General features: G+C 61.7%; 17 protein-coding genes. 8 read left to right on the forward strand and 9 right to left on the reverse strand.

Annotated elements, in window-relative coordinates; translation table 11 throughout:
- Positions 1-58: 58 nt before the first annotated feature.
- Genes UF78_RS09220 through UF78_RS09235 form a run of 4 tightly spaced genes read right to left on the reverse strand, consistent with a single transcriptional unit; the run spans position 59 to position 4,848 of the window.
- Positions 59-1,120, reverse strand: coding sequence for a hypothetical protein (locus UF78_RS09220; RefSeq protein WP_045161862.1), 1,062 nt, complete (start codon positions 1,118-1,120; stop codon positions 59-61).
- A gap of 2 nt (positions 1,121-1,122) precedes the next feature.
- The gene (locus tag UF78_RS09225; RefSeq protein WP_045161863.1) at positions 1,123-1,371 is read right to left on the reverse strand and encodes an acyl carrier protein; all 249 of its coding nucleotides are present in this window, start codon (positions 1,369-1,371) and stop codon (positions 1,123-1,125) included.
- Positions 1,368-3,287 carry an HAD-IIIC family phosphatase gene (locus UF78_RS09230; protein ID WP_045161864.1) on the reverse strand — a complete coding sequence of 640 codons (1,920 nt, stop codon included), beginning with the start codon at positions 3,285-3,287 and terminating at the stop codon, positions 1,368-1,370. The genes UF78_RS09225 and UF78_RS09230 overlap by 4 nt, the downstream gene beginning before the upstream one ends.
- A gap of 22 nt (positions 3,288-3,309) precedes the next feature.
- A complete protein-coding gene (locus UF78_RS09235; protein ID WP_045161865.1) occupies positions 3,310-4,848 on the reverse strand; it encodes an MBOAT family O-acyltransferase in 1,539 nt (512 codons plus the stop codon).
- A 665-nt stretch (positions 4,849-5,513) separates the two neighbouring features.
- Here UF78_RS09235 and UF78_RS09240 point away from each other — a divergent pair.
- Positions 5,514-7,196: a methyl-accepting chemotaxis protein gene (locus UF78_RS09240; protein WP_045161866.1), complete on the forward strand. Its 1,683-nt coding sequence runs from the start codon at positions 5,514-5,516 to the stop codon at positions 7,194-7,196.
- Positions 7,197-7,581: 385 nt separating this feature from the next.
- Here UF78_RS09240 and UF78_RS09245 read toward each other — a convergent pair whose 3' ends face one another.
- From UF78_RS09245 to UF78_RS09260, 4 genes are all read right to left on the reverse strand, one after another.
- Positions 7,582-8,922: a short-chain fatty acid transporter gene (locus UF78_RS09245; RefSeq protein WP_045161867.1), complete on the reverse strand. Its 1,341-nt coding sequence runs from the start codon at positions 8,920-8,922 to the stop codon at positions 7,582-7,584.
- A 163-nt stretch (positions 8,923-9,085) separates the two neighbouring features.
- Positions 9,086-10,267, reverse strand: a complete 1,182-nt coding sequence (locus UF78_RS09250; protein WP_045161868.1) for an acetyl-CoA C-acetyltransferase — start codon at positions 10,265-10,267, stop codon at positions 9,086-9,088.
- A 76-nt stretch (positions 10,268-10,343) separates the two neighbouring features.
- Positions 10,344-11,003, reverse strand: coding sequence for a CoA transferase subunit B (locus tag UF78_RS09255; RefSeq protein WP_045161869.1), 660 nt, complete (start codon positions 11,001-11,003; stop codon positions 10,344-10,346).
- Between the two features lie 36 nt (positions 11,004-11,039).
- Entirely contained in the window at positions 11,040-11,738 is a 699-nt protein-coding gene (locus UF78_RS09260) for a CoA transferase subunit A (RefSeq protein ID WP_045161870.1), read from the reverse strand.
- 153 nt (positions 11,739-11,891) lie between these two features.
- Between UF78_RS09260 and UF78_RS09265 the strand changes: the two genes are divergently transcribed.
- A complete protein-coding gene (locus tag UF78_RS09265; RefSeq protein WP_045161871.1) occupies positions 11,892-12,791 on the forward strand; it encodes a LysR family transcriptional regulator in 900 nt (299 codons plus the stop codon).
- A 75-nt stretch (positions 12,792-12,866) separates the two neighbouring features.
- Here the strand turns inward: UF78_RS09265 and UF78_RS09270 are convergent, their stop codons facing one another.
- On the reverse strand, positions 12,867-14,093 hold the full coding sequence (locus UF78_RS09270) for an SGNH/GDSL hydrolase family protein (RefSeq protein ID WP_045161872.1): 1,227 nt from the start codon (positions 14,091-14,093) through the stop codon (positions 12,867-12,869).
- Between the two features lie 135 nt (positions 14,094-14,228).
- Between UF78_RS09270 and UF78_RS09275 the strand changes: the two genes are divergently transcribed.
- The 6 genes from UF78_RS09275 to pcaF all read left to right on the forward strand — a co-directional run bounded on the left by UF78_RS09275 (position 14,229) and on the right by pcaF (position 21,274).
- Positions 14,229-15,137, forward strand: coding sequence for a LysR family transcriptional regulator (locus tag UF78_RS09275; RefSeq protein ID WP_045161873.1), 909 nt, complete (start codon positions 14,229-14,231; stop codon positions 15,135-15,137).
- Between the two features lie 144 nt (positions 15,138-15,281).
- Complete coding sequence (locus UF78_RS09280) at positions 15,282-17,213, forward strand: hybrid sensor histidine kinase/response regulator (RefSeq protein WP_045161874.1); 1,932 nt, start codon at positions 15,282-15,284, stop codon at positions 17,211-17,213.
- A gap of 207 nt (positions 17,214-17,420) precedes the next feature.
- Positions 17,421-18,263 carry an IclR family transcriptional regulator domain-containing protein gene (locus UF78_RS09285; RefSeq protein WP_045161875.1) on the forward strand — a complete coding sequence of 281 codons (843 nt, stop codon included), beginning with the start codon at positions 17,421-17,423 and terminating at the stop codon, positions 18,261-18,263.
- Positions 18,264-18,435: 172 nt separating this feature from the next.
- Positions 18,436-19,293, forward strand: a complete 858-nt coding sequence (locus UF78_RS09290; RefSeq protein ID WP_045161876.1) for a CoA transferase subunit A — start codon at positions 18,436-18,438, stop codon at positions 19,291-19,293.
- Positions 19,290-20,072 carry a CoA-transferase subunit beta gene (locus tag UF78_RS09295; protein WP_155397618.1) on the forward strand — a complete coding sequence of 261 codons (783 nt, stop codon included), beginning with the start codon at positions 19,290-19,292 and terminating at the stop codon, positions 20,070-20,072. Before UF78_RS09290 ends, UF78_RS09295 begins: the two co-directional genes overlap by 4 nt.
- Positions 20,069-21,274: a 3-oxoadipyl-CoA thiolase gene (gene pcaF, locus UF78_RS09300; protein ID WP_045161878.1), complete on the forward strand. Its 1,206-nt coding sequence runs from the start codon at positions 20,069-20,071 to the stop codon at positions 21,272-21,274. Before UF78_RS09295 ends, pcaF begins: the two co-directional genes overlap by 4 nt.
- Positions 21,275-21,551: the final 277 nt, after the last annotated feature.

Here is a 21,551-nt window from a genome sequence, read left to right on the forward strand (position 1 = left end):
CGGTTCTCATGAAGCCCGGTTGCCGGTCCGGCAACCGGGCTTTTTTCGCGCCGATTTATCAGGGCACCCGGGCGGTTTCCATCGATGGTGCCGGGCCGGTCGCTGCGTTGCGCATCTGCTCGGCGAGCGCGGCGGTGAATTCTTGGGCCGCCGACCAGCGCAAATGAACAGCATCGACGAACGAGGTTACCGGTGTTTTCCAATCCTTGTCGGCGTTCCAGTAGGTAGCACCGGTGGCACTGATAGAGTTCAGGACGCGCCTGTCGAAGTCGGCCAGAAAAGTGCCGTCCGGGTCGTATTTCTCTTTCCATTCCGGATGCAGCGGGGTTGAAACGACCATCAGCCGTCGACCTTCCTGCTGCAGGCGTGTGCCCATGTCCCTTAGCGCCTTGAAGCAGCTGCGATCCAGCGGCTCCGGACGGCCATATAACAACTCGCGAGTGTTGGGGGTATCCAGCGGGCCATCGCCGAACCGGTTGAATACCAGCGGATCCCACTCGATCTGTCCGGCTCGTTGGGCCTTCACCGTCAGTGCGTTGCGTACCAGTGACTTCGGTGAGAAATAGCGCAGGTAGTGGCTCCAGGGAGATGCTTTTTCATAGACGTAGGGATCGACGTGCTCGCGGTTGAACACGGCAGTCGGCACGCGCCAGCAGCCAGCGAAATCCTGTGGGTCAGCGATCATTACGACGCTGCGGATGCTGGGCTCGCGATCGAGCAACCAATTGCCCACGTACGTGGACTGATTGGCGAAAAGACCGCAGAACGCGCCGTTCATGGGGCGGAGTTCCGGCATCGTCTGCACCAGCACATTACCGTCGACGTGACGCCAGGCCACAGACGAACCGATTATCACAAGGTTCGGTGACTGAATCGGGTTGTCGCGCATGAAGCTGAGCTTCTCGTCCGCACAGGAGATGTTCGAGAAGGCCGGCGGCGGCAGATTGCCGGTTCGGTCCAGCACCAGCAGCGTTAGACAGAACAGGGCCAACGCACCGAACAAGCCGGCGAACAAGGACAGTAGATACCGCGAACGCACCTGGCCCGGCGCGCTGGCCGTGCTTGCTTTTCCGCTTTCGATGGTGCTTCCGTCCTTGGGAAATTCAGCGGTATGGGCCATGGCTATTTTCCTTCGAGTTTGGCGCTGATGACCTGGGCGAAGTGGCCTACGTTGCGCAGCGATTCCAGCTCGGCGGTCCGAAACTTGATGCCGAAGCGCTGTTCGGCCGCAACGGTGAGCATGACGTGGGTCTGGCTGTCCCAGCCCTCGATGTCGTTGGCGGTCATGTCCGGTGAGAGCACGATGCTGTCGTCGTCGAATACGTCATGAAAAACCGGGGTGAGCGCCTTGAGTACTTCTGCTTCGGTCATGCTGATACCTCGATGAAATGATGGGAAGTGCGGATAGAGTCGAGTGCGAAGCGCCAGAAGGTCGCGTCGCTCGTCGCATCGGCAGGTGTTGGATGCTGGGCGAATCCGAGCCGCGGATAGTGTTCGGCGACCATTCCGTTGCGCTCGGTCGGGCGATACTCGCCGATCAGCGCGCGATAGCCGGCTGCGACGGCCGCGCGAGCGAGCACCTCGAGCACCGCGTCTTCGACCTGTCGACCGAGCACCCGGCAGCTCATCAGCCAGCTGTCGATCAGAAGTTCATCCGCCCCAACACTGGCATCAGGGCGCGCCAGCACCACGCTGATCAAGCCGTTGTCGCCGAATTTATCGGCCAGCCGGATCGCCAGCGCCACCGAGCGTGGATCGCCGGCGATACGCTCGACTTCTGCCTCGCTGTAGCGGCGGGTGGTGAGGTTGAACTGGTTGGTTTTGTTTATTAGCTGAGTGCTGCGGGCGAGCTCGGCAGTGCCGATCGGGGTGGCGGTCAGCACCATTTCCAGCCCGCGCAGGTAGCCTTCCATGTCGGTCGCCTGGCTCATCGCTGCCTTGCGCTCGGCGTTCAGTGCATAGTTGCGCCCGCGGGTGGCATCGTCCGAGGTGAAGGAGACCGCCTCGAAGTAGCCGGCCGCCGCCACGCGAGCAGGATAGTCGGCTACATCGTCCGGCAGCTCGGGCACCGCGACCTCCGGCAGCTCACGCCGCACGATGTCGCGCTCGGCCGGGTTGTCGTCGACGAAGACGAGGCTGTCCAGGCCGATGTCCAGCATCGAGGCGATGCGCCGCAGGTTGCCGGCCTTGTCTTCCCAGTTCGCCACGAACGCTGCGATGTCGCTGCGCTTGAGTGCCATCTCCGAGTGGTTGAAGGCTGCTTCGGCCACACTCAGGTCGTTCTTGCTGCACACCGCAAGGATGATGCCGCGCCGGGCCAGCAGGGCCGCATAGCGTTGGAACGCCAGATAGGCCTCGCCGCTGGGCGAGCCCTGGCCGAGATGGATGCCGTCGACGCCGTCGTCGCCGATCACGCCGCCCCACAGCGTGTTGTCCAGATCCAGCACCAGGCATTTGCGCGACAGGCCGACGCTCGCCGCGGCGATGCGAGCCAACTGGTCGCCATACAGCGGCGCGAGGTTGGGGCTGACCAGTTGCTTGGCCTGGTGCCAGCGCAGCGGTTCGGCCAAGCCATCACCATAGCCGCCACGTGCCGCTTCCCAGGCAAGGTCCATCAGCAGCACGCCGTCTTTGCGGGCCGCGGCGCGGATGGCTGCATTCAAGCACTCGATCACGGCACCGGGCGAGGCCGGCACCAGGGCCTCGAACGAGCCGAAGAGCGGCGGGTCGGCGGGTACGATGGTTTGTTGCACCACCTGCGCGGCGTAACGCTCGCGGGCGCGGCGCCAAAGCAGGCGCAACTCGTCGACACGCTCGGTCACCGCCGCCTCGACCTCTTCCTGCGAGGCATCCAGGGGCAGCCGCAGCGGCGCGTCGCGGGCATCGAGCGCCAGCACGATCAACTGCGGAGCAAAGCGGGCCAGTTCAGCGTCTTCCGTGAGCAACGCCTGACGGTACATGCCATACGGCGCAACCTTTACCGAGATCGCCAGGCGCCGCTGCAGGCCGGCGACCCGGATGGCCGGAACGAGGTGGTCCACCGTATGTGATGACAGCAGCGCGATCCGCAGGGAGCGCAATCCCGCTGTGGGCGTTTCGCTGTTGGCTATGGCATGCAGCCCTTCGCTTGCCAGCCGGTCCAGGCGAATCGTTTGGGTGAAGTCGCGACGATAGCCCGCCAGCCGGATGGCTTCGACGAGCCGTGCGAGCGGATCGGTAGCGCGCTTGGCCTCGCCGATGGCGGCACTGAGGTCAGTATGCTGCGGTAGCCAGAGAAGCTGATCCATTAGCCATTCACTCCTTTGAATATCAGAACTGGAAGTAGAGAAACTCGGTTGGAGCCACAGAGAACGCCACGGCCAGCGCAAAGAACCCCAGCACGCCTACGGCTAAGCCAATCACCGGCGTCGGGCTCCACAAAGCAATCGGAAACCAGCGCAACAGCCAGTGCTCGCGAGGTTGCGCATCCAGCGCGGCGCGAAAGCGCGACATCCACTGCTGCACGTTGGGCATCAGCCAGACGAACGCGAGCAGAATCACCACGGGGAAGTAGTCAGACTTGTCGAACTTGACGCTCTGCTCGCTCAGTCCGGCCATGCCGGACAGCATCGTCATCGCAGTCGCAACGCTGTCGGCGCGGAAGAACACCATGGCGACCACGACACAGAGAAACGTCAGCAGCACGGCCGCGGCGTGATAGAGGACGTTCTCGCTGTCCATTGGCAGGCCTTTGCGCGCCTTGATCGCCCTGAAGCCGTGGGCAACCACCAGATAGAAGCCGTGCAGCAGGCCGAATACGACGAATTGCCAGCCCGCGCCATGCCAGACGCCCGAGATGAACATGGTCAGCACGGTGGGGTAGGCGACCAGCACGACGAAGGTGCTCAGGCTCATCTTGCCGCGGCGCGGCAGTGGTTTGCCGGCGGCCATGCGCGAGCGTGTGATCCGCATGACGATGGGGTTGTAGATATAGGCGGTCAGGAAGCGCGTGAGGGTCATGTGCCAGCGCGACCAGTAATCGATGACGTTGTGCGCTTTGAACGGGCTGTTGAAATTGACCGGCAGTCGCAGACCGAACAACAGTCCCAGGCCGATGGCCATGTCGCTGTAGCCGGAAAAATCGAAATAGATCTGCAAGGTATAGGTGAGGGCGCCGAACCAGGCATCGTAGAAGGCCGGCACGATACCGTCGCTGGCTACGGTGAAGATCGGGGAGGTCTTCGCCCCCAACGGATCGGCGATGATCACCTTCTTGAACAGGCCAAGCAGGAATATGGTGAGCCCCAGCGAGATGTTGTCGAGTCGCGGGCGGAAGGTGCTGCTGTCGTTGAACTGCTTGAGCATCTCGCCGTGATGGGTAATGGGACCCGCGATCAGCTGCGGAAAAAAGCTGATGAACAAGCAATAGTTGACGAAGTCGTGCTCGGTCACCTCACCGTCATGGGCATCTACCAGGTAGGCGATCTGCTGGAAGGTAAAGAAGGAAATTGCCAGCGGCAGAATGATGTCGCCTACCGACCAGCCCAGGCCAAAGGTGGCATCGAGCGTGCCGAACAGGAATCCGGTGTATTTGTAGTAGCCGAGCAGTGCCACGTTGGCGGCGACGCCAAGAATCAAACCCGTCCGCGAGGGCCGGCGCATCAGGTAGCCGCCGATAAAGTAGTTCGCCACCATGCTGCCCATCAGCAGCGGCACGTAAGCGGGATTCCACCAGCCGTAGAAAACAAGCGACGCTAACGTCAGCCAGATGGCTGCGTAACGCTGCCTACCGGAACCTGCTAGAACAATGAAACCCAGAAGATCCACCGGAAGAAACCCGGCGATGAAAACCATGGAGTTGAAGAGCATCGTCCATTTCCTTATCCCTGAACATCCACGACCGCCCTTCGGAATAGAGCGGTGTTTTGTACGGATGAATCGCGAAGCCCGATAAACCGCAATCTAACGGCGCGCCGCTGAAACTCTCCCGGTTGCAGGCCGTTTAGGGCGGCGCTGCGGCAGACCCAGTCCTTTTCACTGCACGGAATGCTCGGCTCTGTCTGTTAACAATGACACGGAGTTGTAAGAAAAAGTTGCGCCGCTCATCCGGCTGGGACTCTACCCGGACGAGTGGATATCGCCCCTGATATCAAGCGAAACGGGGCTTCCAAAGCCTCTGCAAGCGAAGACGGATGGTGTCGCCGTGACGTGTCGTCACATACAGAAAAAAAGAAGCGCTTGAGCGCAGTGAACTCGCAGCTAGCGCATGGCTCGACAACGGCCGGAAATTGCCACGGCCACGCCGTCGCGTTCCTTCCCGTGGCGATGTAGGAAATGTCGATTCAGGCCGTGTCATCCGAATACCTTCCGCAGCGGACGCATAGTCGGAACGCCAGCTCCAAACGCTGATACTGATCGACAAATTGACCTTGATCACAGAAGCCGGGGTGATCGGGGGTTTTCTGCATGCGGGTGCTGAAGTATTTAACTGCTCAGCCGATGAATGAGTACCGATCATTCATCGAGAGCTTCTTATGCGCATGACCCTGAAACTGAAGGTGCTGTTGCTCGCACTGATACCCGTTGCCTTGTTTGCTCTGGTACTCAGTGGCGCGGTGGCGAAAATCCTTCACTCGCTTGCCGACGAGGAGCTGGAAAGCACTCGCGAGCGGATGATCGACGAGAGCCGTGCCCGGCTCGAGGATTACATACGCATCGGTGTGAGCAGTGTCGCTCACCTCTACGAGCCTGCGGCGCAGGGTGATATGGCCAGCCGTGCTCAGGCCATCGCCATTCTGTCGAAGATCAAGTTCGGTAAGGACGGTTACTTCTTCGGTCACGACTCCAACGTGGTCCGCCTGTTCCGTGGCGACAGCCCGGTGGATGTCGGTGCCAATCTGAACGATCGCCGCGACTCGAACGGTGTTTACATCAACCGTGAGCTGGTGACGGTAGCCAAGAACAACACCTATTTCGTGAACTATTCTTCTCCGCTCCCCGGCAACGAAAAAGTATCGGTACCCAAGCTCGCGTATAGCTACTACCTGCCCAAGTGGGACATGGCGTTGGGCACGGCAGTCAATCTGGACGGTATCGAACTGGCGCTGGACGAGGTCCGCAAGGAAATCGATAGCCGGGTCAATTCGATCCTGACCAGCATCCTCGGGATCGCCGGCGTGATGCTGGTGGCGCTGGGCATCGCTGGCGTGGTCATCAGCAACTCCATCGTCAAGCCGATCCAGGTGATTCGTGCGCAACTGGACGACATCGCTGCCGGTGAAGGCGACCTGACGCACCGCCTGCCGGAAGACCGTAACGACGAGCTGGGCCAGCTGGCCAGTTCTTTCAACCGCTTCGTGGGCAAGATCCACACCATGGTCAGCCAGGTCGCGGAGATGACCGGGCAACTGACGGGCATGGTCGCCGAAGTAGCGGCACAGGCGCAGCGTTCCGAAACCGCGATGGAAACCCAGCGGCAGGAAACCGATCAGGTCGCCACGGCGATCAACGAAATGTCCGCCGCCGCCCAGGAAGTCGCACACAGCGCTCAGGGGGCTGCCGAAGCCGCACAGCAGACCGACCAGGAAGGCCAACAGGCCAAGTCCGTGGTGGACTCCAGCATTCGTCAGATTCACTCGCTGGTAGAAGAAATCCGCACCAGCGGTACGTCGCTGGACGCGCTGCAACAGGACGTGCATGCCATCGTCGGCGTGCTCGACGTGATCCGCTCGATCGCCGAACAGACCAATCTGTTGGCGCTGAACGCCGCCATCGAGGCTGCGCGGGCTGGTGAAGCGGGCCGCGGCTTTGCCGTGGTCGCCGATGAAGTTCGCGCGCTGGCCAGCCGGACCCAGCAGAGCACCCAAGAAATTCAGGGCATGATCGATCGCCTGCAGACCGGGACCAAGCAGGCCGTGGCCGCCATGAGCCGTTCCAGTGAGGCGGGTGACGCCAGCAGCGCGCAGGCCAACCAGGCTGGTGCATCGCTGGATGCCATTGCGCACCTGATCGCCACCATCAACGGTATGAACGCGCAGATCGCCAGCGCCGCCGAGGAGCAGACCGCGGTCGCTGAAGAGATCAACCGCAGCGTGCACCAGATTGCTACGGCGGTGGAAAATGTCGCCGAGGAAACCCAGCAGGGCGCACGCACCGCGCGCAATCTGGCCGATGTTGGCGAACGTCTGGGTGGGTTGGTCCGGCAGTTCCGTATCTGATCGTAGCCTGATCTGACGCGCTGCTTCGCCAGATCAGCTCGGCCTCAAAGAAAACCCCGCTTTTGCGGGGTTTTTCATGAAGGCCGTCCGTTCTCAAAGTGCCGGTCACTAGCAGCCGAAGAGGTTCAGCTCCGTAGGGTGGATGTCGCTTTTACATCCACCGTGGCGCCGCTCGGTGGATCGGTGAAGCGTGATCCACCCTACGCCCGGTAGGGTGGATTTCGCTCTTTACATCCACCGTGGCGCCGCTCGGTGGATCGGTGGATCGTGATCCACCCTACGCCCGGTAGGGTGGATGTCGCTTTTTACATCCACCGTGGCGCCGTTCGGTGGATCGATGAGGCGAGATCCACCCTACGTGAGGCTGAAGATTGGCTCGTATGTGTCAGCCGAAGAAATACAGGCAGCCAGCAATCACCAGTCCCGAGTAGACCAGCATCAGGAGGCAGTAGCCCATGATGTCGCGCGCACCCAGGCCAACGATGCCGAGGATCGGCAGCGCCCAGAACGGCTGAATCATGTTGGTCCAGGCGTCGCCCCAGGCGATTGCCATGGCTGTGACGGCGGGTGCCACACCGAGTGCCTGGCCCGCTGGTAGCATGATCGGACCCTGCACGGCCCACTGGCCACCGCCGGATGGCACGAAGACGTTGACCAGGCCGGCGCTGAGGAAGGCCAGCACTGGGAAGGTGTCGGCCGAGGACCAGGCGACGAAGGTATCGGTGATCTGCTTGCCCAGCGATAGGCCGTCAGCGTTGGCGCCGACCATCATGCCCATGATCCCCGCATAGAAGGGGAACTGGATGACGATACCGCTGATCCCGCCGATGCCGTCCTGCACCGCGCGCATGTAGCGCTCTGGCGAGCCATGCAATGCCAGTCCGATGAACAGGAACAGACCGATGACGATGTTCAGGGTCAGCGCGAAGCCGTTCTCGGCGAAGTAGTAACCGAAGTAGACGACACCCAGCGCGACGATGATCAGGTTGAGGATACGGCTGTCGTCCAGGCGCTGCGCCAGGGTGCTGCGAGGCAATGGCTCGTGTGCGGGATCGAGCAGCATAGCGGGGTCGGCGACCTTCGGCTGCTTCGGATGCATGGCCCAGTTGAGGATGGGTAGGCCGATGACGAGCAGGGAAATGATGGTCAGGTTCATGGGGGTGAACAGGGTATCGCCAACGCCTATTGCAGCTGTCACGACGCCGCCACTCATGCGCTCCAGGTCCGCGCCACCGGTGGCGAGGGACAGTGGAATGGAGCCGGACAGCCCACCATGCCAGATCAGGAAGCCGGAGTAGGCCGCCGCGACCAGCAGCGGGTAATCCACACCCTTGACCTCCCGCGCCAGTGCGCGTGCGAACACGGCACCGATGACCAGGCCAAAGCCCCAGTTGATCCAGGAGCCGGCCAGTGCAATCAGGGTGACCAATACCACGGCGCGGCCAGGTGTCTTGGCGGTTCGCGCCAAACCGGCGAGAAGACGATGAATCAAGGGCGCGCTGGCCAAGGCATGACCTGTGACCAGGATCAGGGCCATTTGCATGGCGAAGGTCAGCAGGTTCCAGAAGCCCGTACCCCAGTGCTTAGCCATGGCAGGCAAACCCTGACCGGTGACTAGCATGCTGGCGGCGAGCACGATGAGGCTGAGCAGAATGGCGAATACGAACGGTGAGGGAAGATAGCGCTGAACCAGTTTCACGCTCATTGCTGTGATGGTGTGAAGCATCGTTGGATCCTGTTTGTTTTTCTTTTGGATATCGCCGGCCGCAGGAGTAACGCGGCAGCCTGGCGGCGCTTGCTGAAGCGAGTTGCTGTAACTACCGCTGCCCGGACGTCTACGCGACCGAACAGCGGGGATGAAGGCCTGCTTGAATCTGAACCGCGCCGCTTCAGCTCCGTTCCAGCGCCAACGCAACGCCCTGGCCACCGCCGATGCACAGCGTGGCGAGGCCCTTCTTGGCGTCGCGGCGCATCATCTCGTGCAGCAAGGTGACCAACACGCGGCAGCCCGATGCACCGATGGGGTGCCCCAGAGCGATCGCGCCGCCATTGACGTTGACCTTGCTCGCATCCCAGCCCAGCTCCTGGCCCACCGACAGCGCCTGGGCGGCGAAGGCTTCGTTGGCTTCGATCAGGTCCAGTTCGTCCAACGACCAGCCGGCCTTGTCCAGGCAGCGACGGGTCGCCGATACCGGCGCGATGCCCATGATGGCCGGGTCGACGCCAGCGTTGGCGTAGGCCTTGATTCGCGCCAGCACTGGCAGGCCGAGCGCCTTGGCTTTGTCGGCACTCATCAGCAGCACCGCGGCGGCGCCATCGTTAAGGCTGGAGGCATTGCCGGCGGTGACCGAGCCATCCTTCTTGAATGCCGGTTTGAGTTTCGCCAGGGCGTCGGTGGTGGTCCCGGCACGTGGCTGCTCGTCGGTGTCGAAGCGCAGGGGCTCGCCTTTGCGCTGCGGAATCTCGATATGCGTGATTTCGTCCTTGAAACGCCCGGCCTCGATGGCGGCCACGGCCTTTTGCTGCGAGGATGCGGCAAAGGCATCCTGGGCTTCGCGGCTGATCTGGTACTTGTCGACCAAGTTCTCGGCGGTGATGCCCATGTGGAAGTCGTTGAAGGCATCCCAGAGGCCGTCGCTGATCATCGAGTCGACCAACTCAGCATGGCCCATGCGCAAGCCGGTGCGGGCTTTCGGCAGGACGTAGGGCGCCAGGCTCATGTTCTCCTGGCCGCCAGCGATGATCACCTCGGCGTCGCCGCAACGGATGGCCTGGGTGGCCAGATGCAGCGCCTTGAGGCCGGAACCGCAAACCTTGTTCAGCGTGAAGGACGGCACGGCGTGAGGCAGGCCGGCTTTGATCGAAGCCTGACGAGCGGGGTTCTGACCGGAACCAGCCGTCAATACCTGGCCAAGGATGACTTCATCGACGTCGGCGGGATTCAGTCCGGTCTGTTCGAGCAGACGCTTGATCACGGCCGCGCCCAGATCCGGCGCGGCGATGTTGGCCAATGCGCCCTGGAACGAGCCGATGGCGGTACGGGTGGCGGCAACGATAACGACGTCTTGCATGGCGTTTTTCCTCTCATCTTATAAACGGGAAAAGCCTCGCATGATTTCTCATCGCGAGGCCTTTATCGGCACTGGATCAGCCGAAGGTCATTTCCGGCACATGGTCCGGTACCACCAATTCGCCGACGGTCTTTGCGATGATTTCCTCGACGCTCACGCCCGGTGCGCGTTCCTTGAGGACGAAGGCACCGTTCTCGATCTCAAGATAGGCCAGATCGGTCAGTACGCGCTTGATGCAGCCCGCCCCGGTCAGCGGCAGGGTGCACTTGGGCAGCAGCTTGGACTCGCCGTCCTTGGAGGCGTGCGTCATCAGCACGATGATGTTCTCGGCACCGGCGACCAGATCCATCGCGCCGCCCATACCTTTGACCAGTTTGCCAGGGATCATCCAGGAGGCGATGTTGCCTTGTACGTCGACCTCGAACGCACCGAGCACGGTGAGATCGATATGCCCGCCGCGGATCATCGCGAAGGATTCCGCTGAGTTGAAGATAGAGGCGCCGATGCGCGCGGTGACGGTCTGCTTGCCGGCATTGATCATGTCGGCGTCGAGCTCTTCTTCGGTGGGGAAGGGGCCCATGCCGAGCAGGCCGTTTTCCGACTGCAGCATTACTTCCATGCCCTCGGGCACGTAGTTGGCGACCAGGGTCGGGATACCGATGCCGAGGTTCACGTAGTAGCCGTCCTGCAGTTCGCGGGCGACGCGCTGGGCCATTTGTTCGCGGGAAAGTGCCATGGTCTTGATCTCTTATTCTTTCAACCAGTATGGGGATCAGCTGCGGACAGTGCGCTTCTCGATGCGCTTCTCGAAGGTCCCGCAGATGATGCGGTCGACGTAGATGCCGGGCGTATGGATCTGAGTGGGGTCGATCTCGCCGGGCTCGACGATTTCCTCGACTTCGACCACGGTGATCTTCGCGGCGGCGGCGGCCAGCGGGTTGAAGTTCTGCGCTGTGTGGCGGTAGATGACGTTGCCGTAGCGGTCGGCCTTCCAGCCCTTGACGATGGCGAAGTCTCCGGTGATGGCGTGTTCGAGGATGTGCGGGCGACCATTGAACTCGCGCACATCCTTGCCTTCGGCGATGGGGGTGCCGTAACCGGTCGCAGTATAGAAGGCCGGAATGCCAGCACCGCCCGCGCGCATCTTCTCGGCGAGCGTGCCCTGAGGCGTCAGCTCGACTTCCAGCTCACCATTGAGCAGCTGCTTTTCGAACAAGGCGTTCTCGCCGACATAAGAGGCGATCATCTTGCGGATCTGCCGGTCTTCCAGCAGCACGCCGAGGCCGAAACCATCGACACCGCAATTATTGGAGACCACTGTCAGGTCGCGAGTGCCTTTGCGCTTGATCTCGGCGATCAGGTTTTCTGGAATACCGCACAGGCCGAAACCGCCGGCCAGTACGGTCATGCCGTCCTGTAGACCGTCGAGGGCTTCGGCGTAGGAATTCACGCGCTTGTCGAAACCAGCCATAAACCATTCCTTCTTGTTGTTGGAGGACGTGAGAGTCGTTGCCGTCGAGTGTTCCTGCAGAGATGTGATTTGTTAAGTTGATTTTTAAGCGTTATTAATTGGAAAAACAGAATAATCTACGGCGTTGGTACGTCTATTCGCTCGGACACTTCCATGACCGTCAAACAATTACGCGCCTTTCTATCGGTGGCTCACACGCTTAGCTTCGCCCAGGCTTGCGAGCGCCTGCATCTCTCGCAATCGGCTCTGAGCCTGACCATCAAGGCGTTGGAGGATGGGCTCGGTGGCCGCTTGTTCAGCCGAACCACGAGGGCCGTCAGCCTCACGCCGGAGGGCGAAGCATTGTTGCCTCTAGCGCGACGGCTACTGGCCGACTGGGACAACGCCGAGGATGAGTTGCGCCAGCGCTTCACCTTGAAACAGGGCAGGGTGGCGCTGGCCTCGATGCCTTCGTTTGCCGGTAACCTGCTGCCAGCGGTGCTACGAACCTTTAGCGATCAATACCCCTCGATCAGCGTTACGGTGCATGACGTGATCAACGAACAGGTAATGGAAATGGTCCGCGATCGTCAGGTGGAGCTGGGCATCGCGTTCGAGCCTGAGCCGAGCGCACCTTTGACCTTCACGTCGCTATACACCGATCGATTCGTTGCCGTCGTGCCGGCGGAATCGTCGCTCGCGTCTCAGCCCGAGATCGCCTGGGACGCCTTGCTCGGATATCCCTTCATCACCTTGCAGCGGCCTTCCACCGTGCGCTTCATGCTCGAAGACCACCTGCGCCAGCGCGGACGCCAGCTGCCGGTGCAGTTCGAGAGTCATCAGTTGGCCACGGTCGGCCGCATGGTCGCCAGCGGTCTGGGAGTCAGTGCCGTACCGGCGCTGTGCCGTGCGCAAATGCTGGAACTCGGTGCGCGCTGCGTGGCGCTACGTGATCCGGTGATCGAAAAGCCGGTCGGTATTCTGACCAAGCCCGGCCACGAACTGTCGGTGGCGGCCCAGGCCATTGCCGATACCTTGCGCGCTGAACAGGGGTATCCAGGTCTTTTGCGCTGAAGAGATCAAAGCTGCGGAAATCGCGGTTTGCGGCGCCTGCGCAAGCACGCTGAGGCGGGGCCGCCAATGGCCACGCTATCGAGCGTCGCGTGGCGATTTGCCGAGCAGCAGTTGCAAATCGATTCGTTCGGCCATCGCCTGATTGCCGATATCGCCGGGATGAAGCCTGTCGCCCGAGTCGTACCGCGCGAGAAGCCGTGTCGGGTGAGTGGGGTCACGTAGCCAGGCATCGAAGTCCAGCACCGCATCGAAACTGCCACTGGTGCGAATCCACTCATTGACCTGCTGACGCAGACGCTCTTTCTCCGGTGAGTAATAGTGGTGGATGGGGGAGTCCGGTAGCGCACCTTCGAATGGCAGCAGCGTCCCCGCGACGATGCGAACGTTGCGAAGATGCGCTTGCGTGATCAACTGCCGATAACCGGCTATCAACGCTTCGAAGCTGGGCGCGGGCGCATCCGGCGCGAAGGTGCTGCCAGGCCAGGCGATATCGTTTATTCCCAGCAACACCACGGCCGTTTCGATATGCGGCTTACTCAGGACGTCGCGTTCGAAGCGCGCCAGCGCGTTGTCACCCATCCCATCTTCGAGCAGACGTGCCCCGGAGATACCGGCGTTCAGCACGGCGATGCCGTCGTTGGCCACACGCTCCGCGAAAAAGTCCGGCCACCGCTTGAATGCATCCGGACTGGCCCCGTTGCCATCGGTGATGGAGTCGCCCAACACCGCAATCGTACGAACTGGGGACGGGGTTTCGAGCAACACATCCGTGACCAGCAGCCCAGACGTAAATGTCGAGTCGTATGGCAGATCCGTTGCCTGGACGCGATCGCCCGGAGCGAGGTAGGCGGTCTGTCTGGCATCCCAGTGCATCGTGGCTGGGGGCGTTGGTTCCGGCAGGTACAAGCTGATCGAGATTCGGGTTAACGCCGGTACGGCAAGCTCGACAGGGTCACTGGTCCAATTTGCGCCAGGCGGCAGCGTCACTGCGCTGTGGCCGGCGAAGGTCAGCGCCCGCGCAGAATTGGGACTTACGCGGGCACCCTCTACTGTCAGCGCCACGGATGCCGCGCCGATGGTCAGCGGTACCGTGCCGTACCGGTTCGAAAGCACGACCCGGACCCGATTGCCGCCCGTACTGACACGAACGATCTGGCGAATGGTCTGTTTGTCGAGTGTGGCCGGCAATCCAGTCGGCAGAGGGATACTGGAGCGCCATATCGGCTGCGGCGCGGCGGTCCAGGTGCTGTACCAGGTTGCGTTGGCGTCTGCCGCGGTGATGCAAAGCAGGCCGAGCGACATTACAGCGGATGAAAGAAGCGTCTGTGTCTTCACTGGGTGACTCCGAGACAGGGATAAGTCCGGTCAGGTTGGGTTATTCCGATTGGCTACGGTAGAGCGCAGAATGGCATGCCGATCATTCGAAAATGGAATGCCATGAACACGCTAGGCGCAATGCATCAGTTCGTTCGGGCCGTGGAGCTGGGCAGTCTTTCAGCGGCGGCGCGTGAGCTCGGGACGACCCAGCCGACCGTCAGCAAGACGGTGGCGGCGCTTGAAAGGCATCTAGGTACACGCCTGCTGAATCGCACTACCACCCACCTTGTGCCCACTGAGGCGGGTAAGCGCTTCTACGAACGAGCCAGACGCGTGCTCGACGAATACAACGAGGCAGTGGCGGAGGTAAGGGGGCAGACTGAGCGGCCGGAAGGTCATCTGCGCGTCAATGTGCCCGTCAGTCTGGGTGTGCTCCGTCTGAATGCGCTGATGGTGGAGTTCATGCGGCGCTATCCGGCAATCGATGTCGAGTTGAGCTTCAATGACCGTTTCGTCGATCTAACCGAGGAATCCATCGATGTTGCGTTGCGCCTGGGCGGCGACCTTCCGCTCGATGCAGTGGCGCGCCGGGTGGCAACGTCACCGAGGTATCTGGTGGTCGCGCCGGAGCTTCTCGAAACGGCCGCCGACATACAGCGGCCCGAGGATATTCTCGCGCTACCCTATCTCCGGTTCGCCTGGCTGGCGGCGGGCGAAACGCTGGAGCTGACGCACGAAAATGGAGCGACGGCTCGCATCACCCCGCAGAGCCGCTATACGGCGAATAGCTCATTGGCGATTCGTGAAAGCCTGTTGCTCGGTGCCGGGGTCGGCTTCGCGCCGGCCTGGCTGGTGGGTGATCTGATCGAGTCGGGCGCGCTGGTACGGATGCTTCCCCAGTGGCGAGGGCAAATCCATGAGGCATTTCTGATCTATCCCCAGCGACGCTATCAGCCCTTGCGGGCGCGTCTGTTGCTGGAGTTTCTTGAGCAGCGCGTACCGCTTCTGCCTGGCTTCGAGCGGGTTTAGTGGCGTGGCGGATGATTCGTCAGCGGAAGGGCACAAACGATCCTCTCGATACCCAGCCTGTGGCTAGAGAACCTCCTGTAATTTTCTTTTCTCCATGGGGCTGGTCATAATCCCGACTGAATTAGTCGGCTGTGGATATTTTTCATGCATAAGGTTGGATCTTCAAATGCGCCGATAGACGTGCAGGATCGATACCGTCTGCTGATCGACGCAGTGACCGATTACGCCATTTACATGCTCGACCCCGATGGCAGAGTCGCCAGTTGGAACGCGGGTGCGAAGCGCTTCAAGGGGTACGAAGAGGCTGAAATCCTCGGCCAACACTTCTCCCGCTTCTACACCGACGACGATCGTGCTGCTGGAATGCCGCAGCGCACGCTGGATACCGCTACGGCCGAAGGGCGCTTTGAAGGGGAAGGCTGGCGCGTGCGCAAGGACGGTACGCGCTTCTGGTGTCATGTGGTGGTCGATCCGATCTGGTCGTCTACCGGTACTTTGCTCGGTTTTGCCAAGATCACCCGGGACCTGACCGAGCGCAAGCTGGCTGAGGAGTCGCTGAAACAGAGCGAACAGCAGTTCCGCTTGCTGGTTCAGAGCGTCACTGATTACGCCATCTACATGCTTGACCCGGAAGGGGTGGTGACCAACTGGAATCAGGGGGCTCAACGTATCAAGGGCTACCTGCCCGAGGAGATTATCGGTCGGCACTATTCGGTGTTCTTCACTGAGGAGGACCGACAAAACGGCGCCCCCCAGCGCGGCCTTGCAACCGCGCTGCAGGAGGGGCGGTTCGAGAGCCAGGGCTGGCGTGTGCGCAAGGACGGCTCGCGCTTTTTGGCCAACGTGGCGGTGGACCCGATCCGCAGCGATACCGGTACCCTGATTGGCTTCGCCAAGGTTACCCGCGATATCACCGAAAGCGTCGAGGCACAGCGCGAACTGGAGAAGGCGCGCGAGGCGCTGTTTCAATCACAGAAGATGGAGTCGCTCGGCCGGCTTACCGGCGGCATCGCCCACGATTTCAACAACCTGCTTATGGCCGTTCTGGGAGGGCTGGAAATCGTGCGTCGACGGGTTGCGGATGACCCTACGATCGTCCCGTTGCTCGATAACACCATTCATGGCGCTCAGCGCGGCATCGCCTTGTCCCAGCGTATGTTGGCATTCGCGCGGCGCCAGGAACTGCACCTTGAAGCCGTTGAGGTGCCGGCTTTGGTGCAGGGTATGGCTGACCTGCTTCGGCAATCGCTCGGTCCGCGAATTCAAATCGAAACCCGTTTCCCTCTCTCGCTCAAACCGGTGTTGGCGGATGTCAATCAGTTAGAAATGGCGCTGCTCAATCTGGCGGTCAACGCCCGGGACGCGATGCCGGAAGGCGGTACCGTTACGATTTCCGCGCGGGAGCACAGGCTCGATTCGACTGACGGGCCGTTAGCGTCGGGAAACTATCTATGCCTGGCTGTGACGGACGAGGGCGAAGGCATGGACGAGGCGACACTGGCGCAGGCGATGGAGCCTTTCTTCACCACCAAGGATGTCGGCAAGGGTACGGGGCTGGGTCTCTCGATTGTCCACGGTCTTGCCGCGCAATCGGGTGGCCGGCTGGTGCTCGAGAGCAAGAAGGGCCGTGGCACCACTGCTGAGTTGTGGCTGCCGCTTGCGGCAAGCGCCGGTATGCCGCTTGAAGGAGCCGTACTTGACGTGTCTGAGCCACGGCGGCCTGTGGCGCTCAATGTTCTGGTGGTAGATGACGATCCACTGGTGCTGATGACGACCGCCGCGATGCTCGAAGAGCTCGAATGCAATGTATACGAGGCGAGTTCAGCGGAGTTTGCTCTGGAAGTACTGGCGCAGCACGTCGTCGATCTGGTGCTGACCGACCAGACCATGCCTCAGATGACCGGATCACAATTGGCCGAAGTCATCAGGCAGCGGTATCCGGCGCTGCCGATAATTCTCGCCACCGGTTACGCCGACAACCTGAGCGGCCTGGCCGGTAGTCTTCCCCGACTCGACAAACCATTCAACCAGGACATGCTGGCGCAAAGCATCGCTTCGGCGATGAGCCAGATCTGACGCCATCCCATCGAACCAGACCTATCGGGGCTCGTTCTGCGGCGCGTCAAGGCACTCTGATCTTCAACTTCAACTTCAACTTCAACTTCAGCTGGCAGCTGCCGTAACCCGGCCCGCTATGGCGGAGCGCTGATCTAGAGCTGATTTTGCGATTATCGATCAGCTGGACGATAATCGAACACCGCATTCCGACAAGGCTGTCCGCCCATGAACGACGAATCCTGTCCTCGTAGTGTTCCGATGGCACCGGCCATCATTGCGTCGCCGGCCAAGCGAATCGAAGCGCTGACCGGCGACCCGAACTTCATGACCTCATTGGCACGCGGACTGGCGGTGATTCACGCGTTTCAGGAGCGCAAGCGCCATCTGACCATTGCCCAGATCAGCCATCGCACCGAGATTCCCCGCGCGGCGGTACGGCGTTGCCTGCACACGCTAATCAAGCTCGGCTACGCCACCACTGATGGACGTACCTACTCGCTGCTGCCCAAGGTGCTGACGCTGGGCCACGCCTATCTGTCTTCAACGCCTCTCGCGGTCACCGCACAGCCGATCCTCGACCGCCTCAGCGATCAGCTCCATGAGGCTTGTTCCATGGCGACCCTGGAGGGCGACGAGGTGCTCTACGTAGCACGCTCGGCCACGCCGCAACGCTTGATTTCGGTCGATCTCAGCGTGGGCAGCCGACTGCCGGCCTATTGCACCTCCATGGGACGGATTCTGCTGGCTGCGCTGGATGACGCGGCGCTGGAAGACTATCTGGAACATGCCAATCTGCAGATCAAGACCAGCCGCACGCTACACACGCCGGAGGCCATCCGAGCGTCCATCGAGGAAATCCGCCAGCAGGGTTGGGTGATCATCGACCAAGAACTGGAAGTCGGCCTGCGTTCGCTGGCCGTGCCGCTGAAGGATTCCGCCGGTCAGGTGCTGGCTGCGCTGAATGTCGGTACTCATGCCAGCCGGGTGACCAAGCAGGAACTGGAAACGCGCTTCCTGCCGGTCTTACTGGAGGCGAGCAAGGAACTGAGCACCCGACTGTTCCATTGATCGAGCCCGTGCCGACAATTCAATGGGGAATAACGTGCTCGGGTAATCAGATGTTCTGTTCGATAATCGAACGGTGAATCGATTATCGGATTGTTCTATGCCGGCTCGATGTTTAGTGTTTGCCTCAGACACGGATTCGTTCGTGATTAGGACATCAATACGAGACATGACCATGGCCGAACTCCTATCCCTAGACGAAGCAATCGATCGCTTCGTCAGTAACGGCGACACCGTTGCCCTTGAAGGTTTCACCCATCTGATTCCCACCGCTGCCGCGCACGAGATCATCCGTCAGAACAAGAAGGACCTGACCCTGGTCCGAATGACGCCCGATCTGGTCTATGACTTGCTGATAGGTGCGGGGTGCGCGAAGAAGCTGGTGTTTTCCTGGGGCGGCAATCCTGGCGTCGGCTCATTGCATCGCCTGCGTGACGCGGTGGAAAAAGGCTGGCCGCAGCCGCTGGAAATCGAAGAACACAGCCACGCCGACCTGGCCAACGCCTATGTGGCCGGAGCGTCCGGCTTGCCGTTTGCCGTGCTGCGTGCCTACCTGGGTTCCGACCTGCCAAACGTGAACCCGATGATCAAGTTCATCGAATGTCCGTTCACCGGGGAAAAGCTCGCGGCCGTGCCTAGCGTGCGCCCGGATGTCACGGTGATCCACGCACAGAAGGCCGATCGCAAGGGTAACGTGCTGATTGCCGGGATTCTCGGTGTGCAGAAGGAGGCAGCACTGGCTGCCAAGCGCTGCATCGTCACTGTCGAAGAAGTCGTCGACGATTTGCAGGCGCCGATGAACGCATGCGTACTGCCGACCTGGGCGCTGAGCGCCGTTTGCCAGGTACCGGGCGGAGCGCATCCGTCCTATGCGCATGGCTATTACGAGCGCGACAACCGCTTCTATCAGCAGTGGGATCCGATCGCTCGCCACCGCGAGACCTTCACCGCCTGGGTCGACGAATTCATTCACGGCACCGAGAACTTTGAAGCATTCCAGGCCAAGCTGGCCGCGCAGCAGGAGGCCAAGTGATGGACTATTCGACCAACGAAATGATGACCGTGGCCGCCTCCCGCCGCCTGGGCGATGGCAGCGTCTGCTTCGTCGGTATCGGCCTGCCGTCGAAGGCTGCCAATCTGGCGCGCCTGACCCATGCACCGGACGTCGTGCTGATCTACGAATCGGGCCCTATCGGTGCCAAGCCCTCTGTGCTGCCGTTGTCCATCGGCGACGGCGAACTGGCCGAGACCGCCGACACCGTGGTGCCCACCGCCGAAATCTTCCGCTACTGGCTGCAGGGCGGGCGTATCGATGTCGGTTTTCTCGGTGCTGCGCAGGTGGACAAGTACGGCAACATCAACACCACGGTGATCGGTGACTATCACCAACCGAAAGTTCGCTTGCCAGGGGCGGGCGGAGCGCCGGAAATTGCGGGGTCGGCCAAGCAGGTGCTAATCATTCTCAAGCAGTCGCACCGCACCTTCGTCGACAAGCTGGCGTTTATTACCTCGGTCGGTTTTGGCGAGGGCGGCGACCACCGCAAGCAGCTCGGCCTGCCAGGCAATGGGCCGGTGGGCATCATCACCGACCTGTGCATCATGGAGCCGGAAGCCGGGTCCAACGAATTCGTGGTGACCTCGCTGCACCCGGGCGTGACCCGCGAGCAGGTGATCGAGAACACCGGCTGGGCCATCCGTTTCGCTGACACCCTGAGCGAAACAGCACCGCCCACCAAGACTGAACTGGAGGCTCTGCGCGCCCTGGAAGCCCGCACCGCCGCCGCCCACGGACAATCTGGAGGTGACGAGTGACACGCGACGTCTTTATCTGCGATGCGGTACGTACACCCATCGGCCGCTTTGGTGGCGCCCTGGCTGCGGTACGTGCAGACGACCTGGCGGCAACCCCGATCAAGGCGCTGCTCGAACGCAATCCCGGGCTCGATCCGGCCGCGGTCGACGAGGTCTTCATGGGCAGTGCCAACCAGGCCGGCGAAGATAACCGCAATGTGGCGCGCATGGCCGCGCTGCTGGCCGGGTTGCCGGAAACCGTGCCGGGCGTGACCTTGAACCGCCTCTGTGCATCGGGCATGGATGCCGTGGGCAGCGCTTTCCGTGCCATCGCCTGCGGCGAAATGGAGCTGGCGATTGCCGGTGGCGTCGAATCCATGACCCGCGCGCCCTACGTGATGGGCAAGGCTGATACGGCGTTCGGCCGCACGCAGAAGATCGAGGACACCACCATCGGATGGCGCTTCATCAACCCGAAGATGAAAGAGATGTACGGCGTCGATGCCATGCCGCAGACCGCTGATAACGTCGCCGAAGAACACCAGATCAGCCGTGAGGATCAGGACGCCTTCGCCCTGCGCAGCCAACAGCGCGCTGGCAGGGCGCAGGCTGCGGGGTTTTTCGCTGAAGAGATCGTCCCTGTTGTTATTCAGGGGCGCAAGGGTGACACCGTCGTGGATACCGACGAGCACCCCCGCCCGGATACCACAGCCGAGGCACTGGCCAAACTCAAGCCGGTCAACGGCCCGGACAAGACGGTCACGGCGGGCAATGCCTCAGGCGTTAACGACGGGGCGGCAGCACTGATTCTCGCCAGCGCCGAGGCGGTGCAGAAGTACGGCCTCACCCCGCGCGCCAAGATACTCGGCATGGCCAGTGCCGGCGTGGCGCCGCGGGTCATGGGCTACGGGCCGGTACCGGCGGTACGCAAACTGTGCGAGCGGCTGAATCTAGCCGTGAGCGATTTCGACGTGATCGAACTCAACGAAGCCTTCGCCGCACAGGCGTTGGCGGTCACCCGCGATTTGGGACTGGAAGATGATAGCCCCAAGGTAAACCCGCAGGGCGGCGCCATCGCCCTCGGCCACCCACTGGGCATGAGCGGTGCGCGGCTGGTGCTGACCACGGTGCATGCGCTGGAGAAGACCGATGGCAAGCTTGGCCTGGCGACCATGTGTGTCGGCGTGGGACAGGGTCTAGCGCTGGCACTGGAAAGGGTCTGACGGCCCCCCAGGGAACTCATCAGGCGTGCCTGGATGGCGGACGACTATGTGCCCGGCCTGTGCTTGATCACTGCACGAATCAGGTTGATGGGTTGCACCCATCCTACGGTCCTATGGTGGGCTGAAGCGGAGCGCCGTCCGGCCCACCCTACAACGGCTGCAACGCCAATTCCCTAGGGTGGGCGTTAGCCCAGCATGGCTTGCGCCGCATCGATGGGCTTTTGCCGCGCCATGACTACGCTTCGATTGCAGGCACTGCGCCTGTCTCGCTCCGCGG

The sequence above is a fragment of the Stutzerimonas stutzeri genome (genome assembly GCF_000952685.1).
GTDB lineage: Bacteria > Pseudomonadota > Gammaproteobacteria > Pseudomonadales > Pseudomonadaceae > Stutzerimonas > Stutzerimonas stutzeri_E.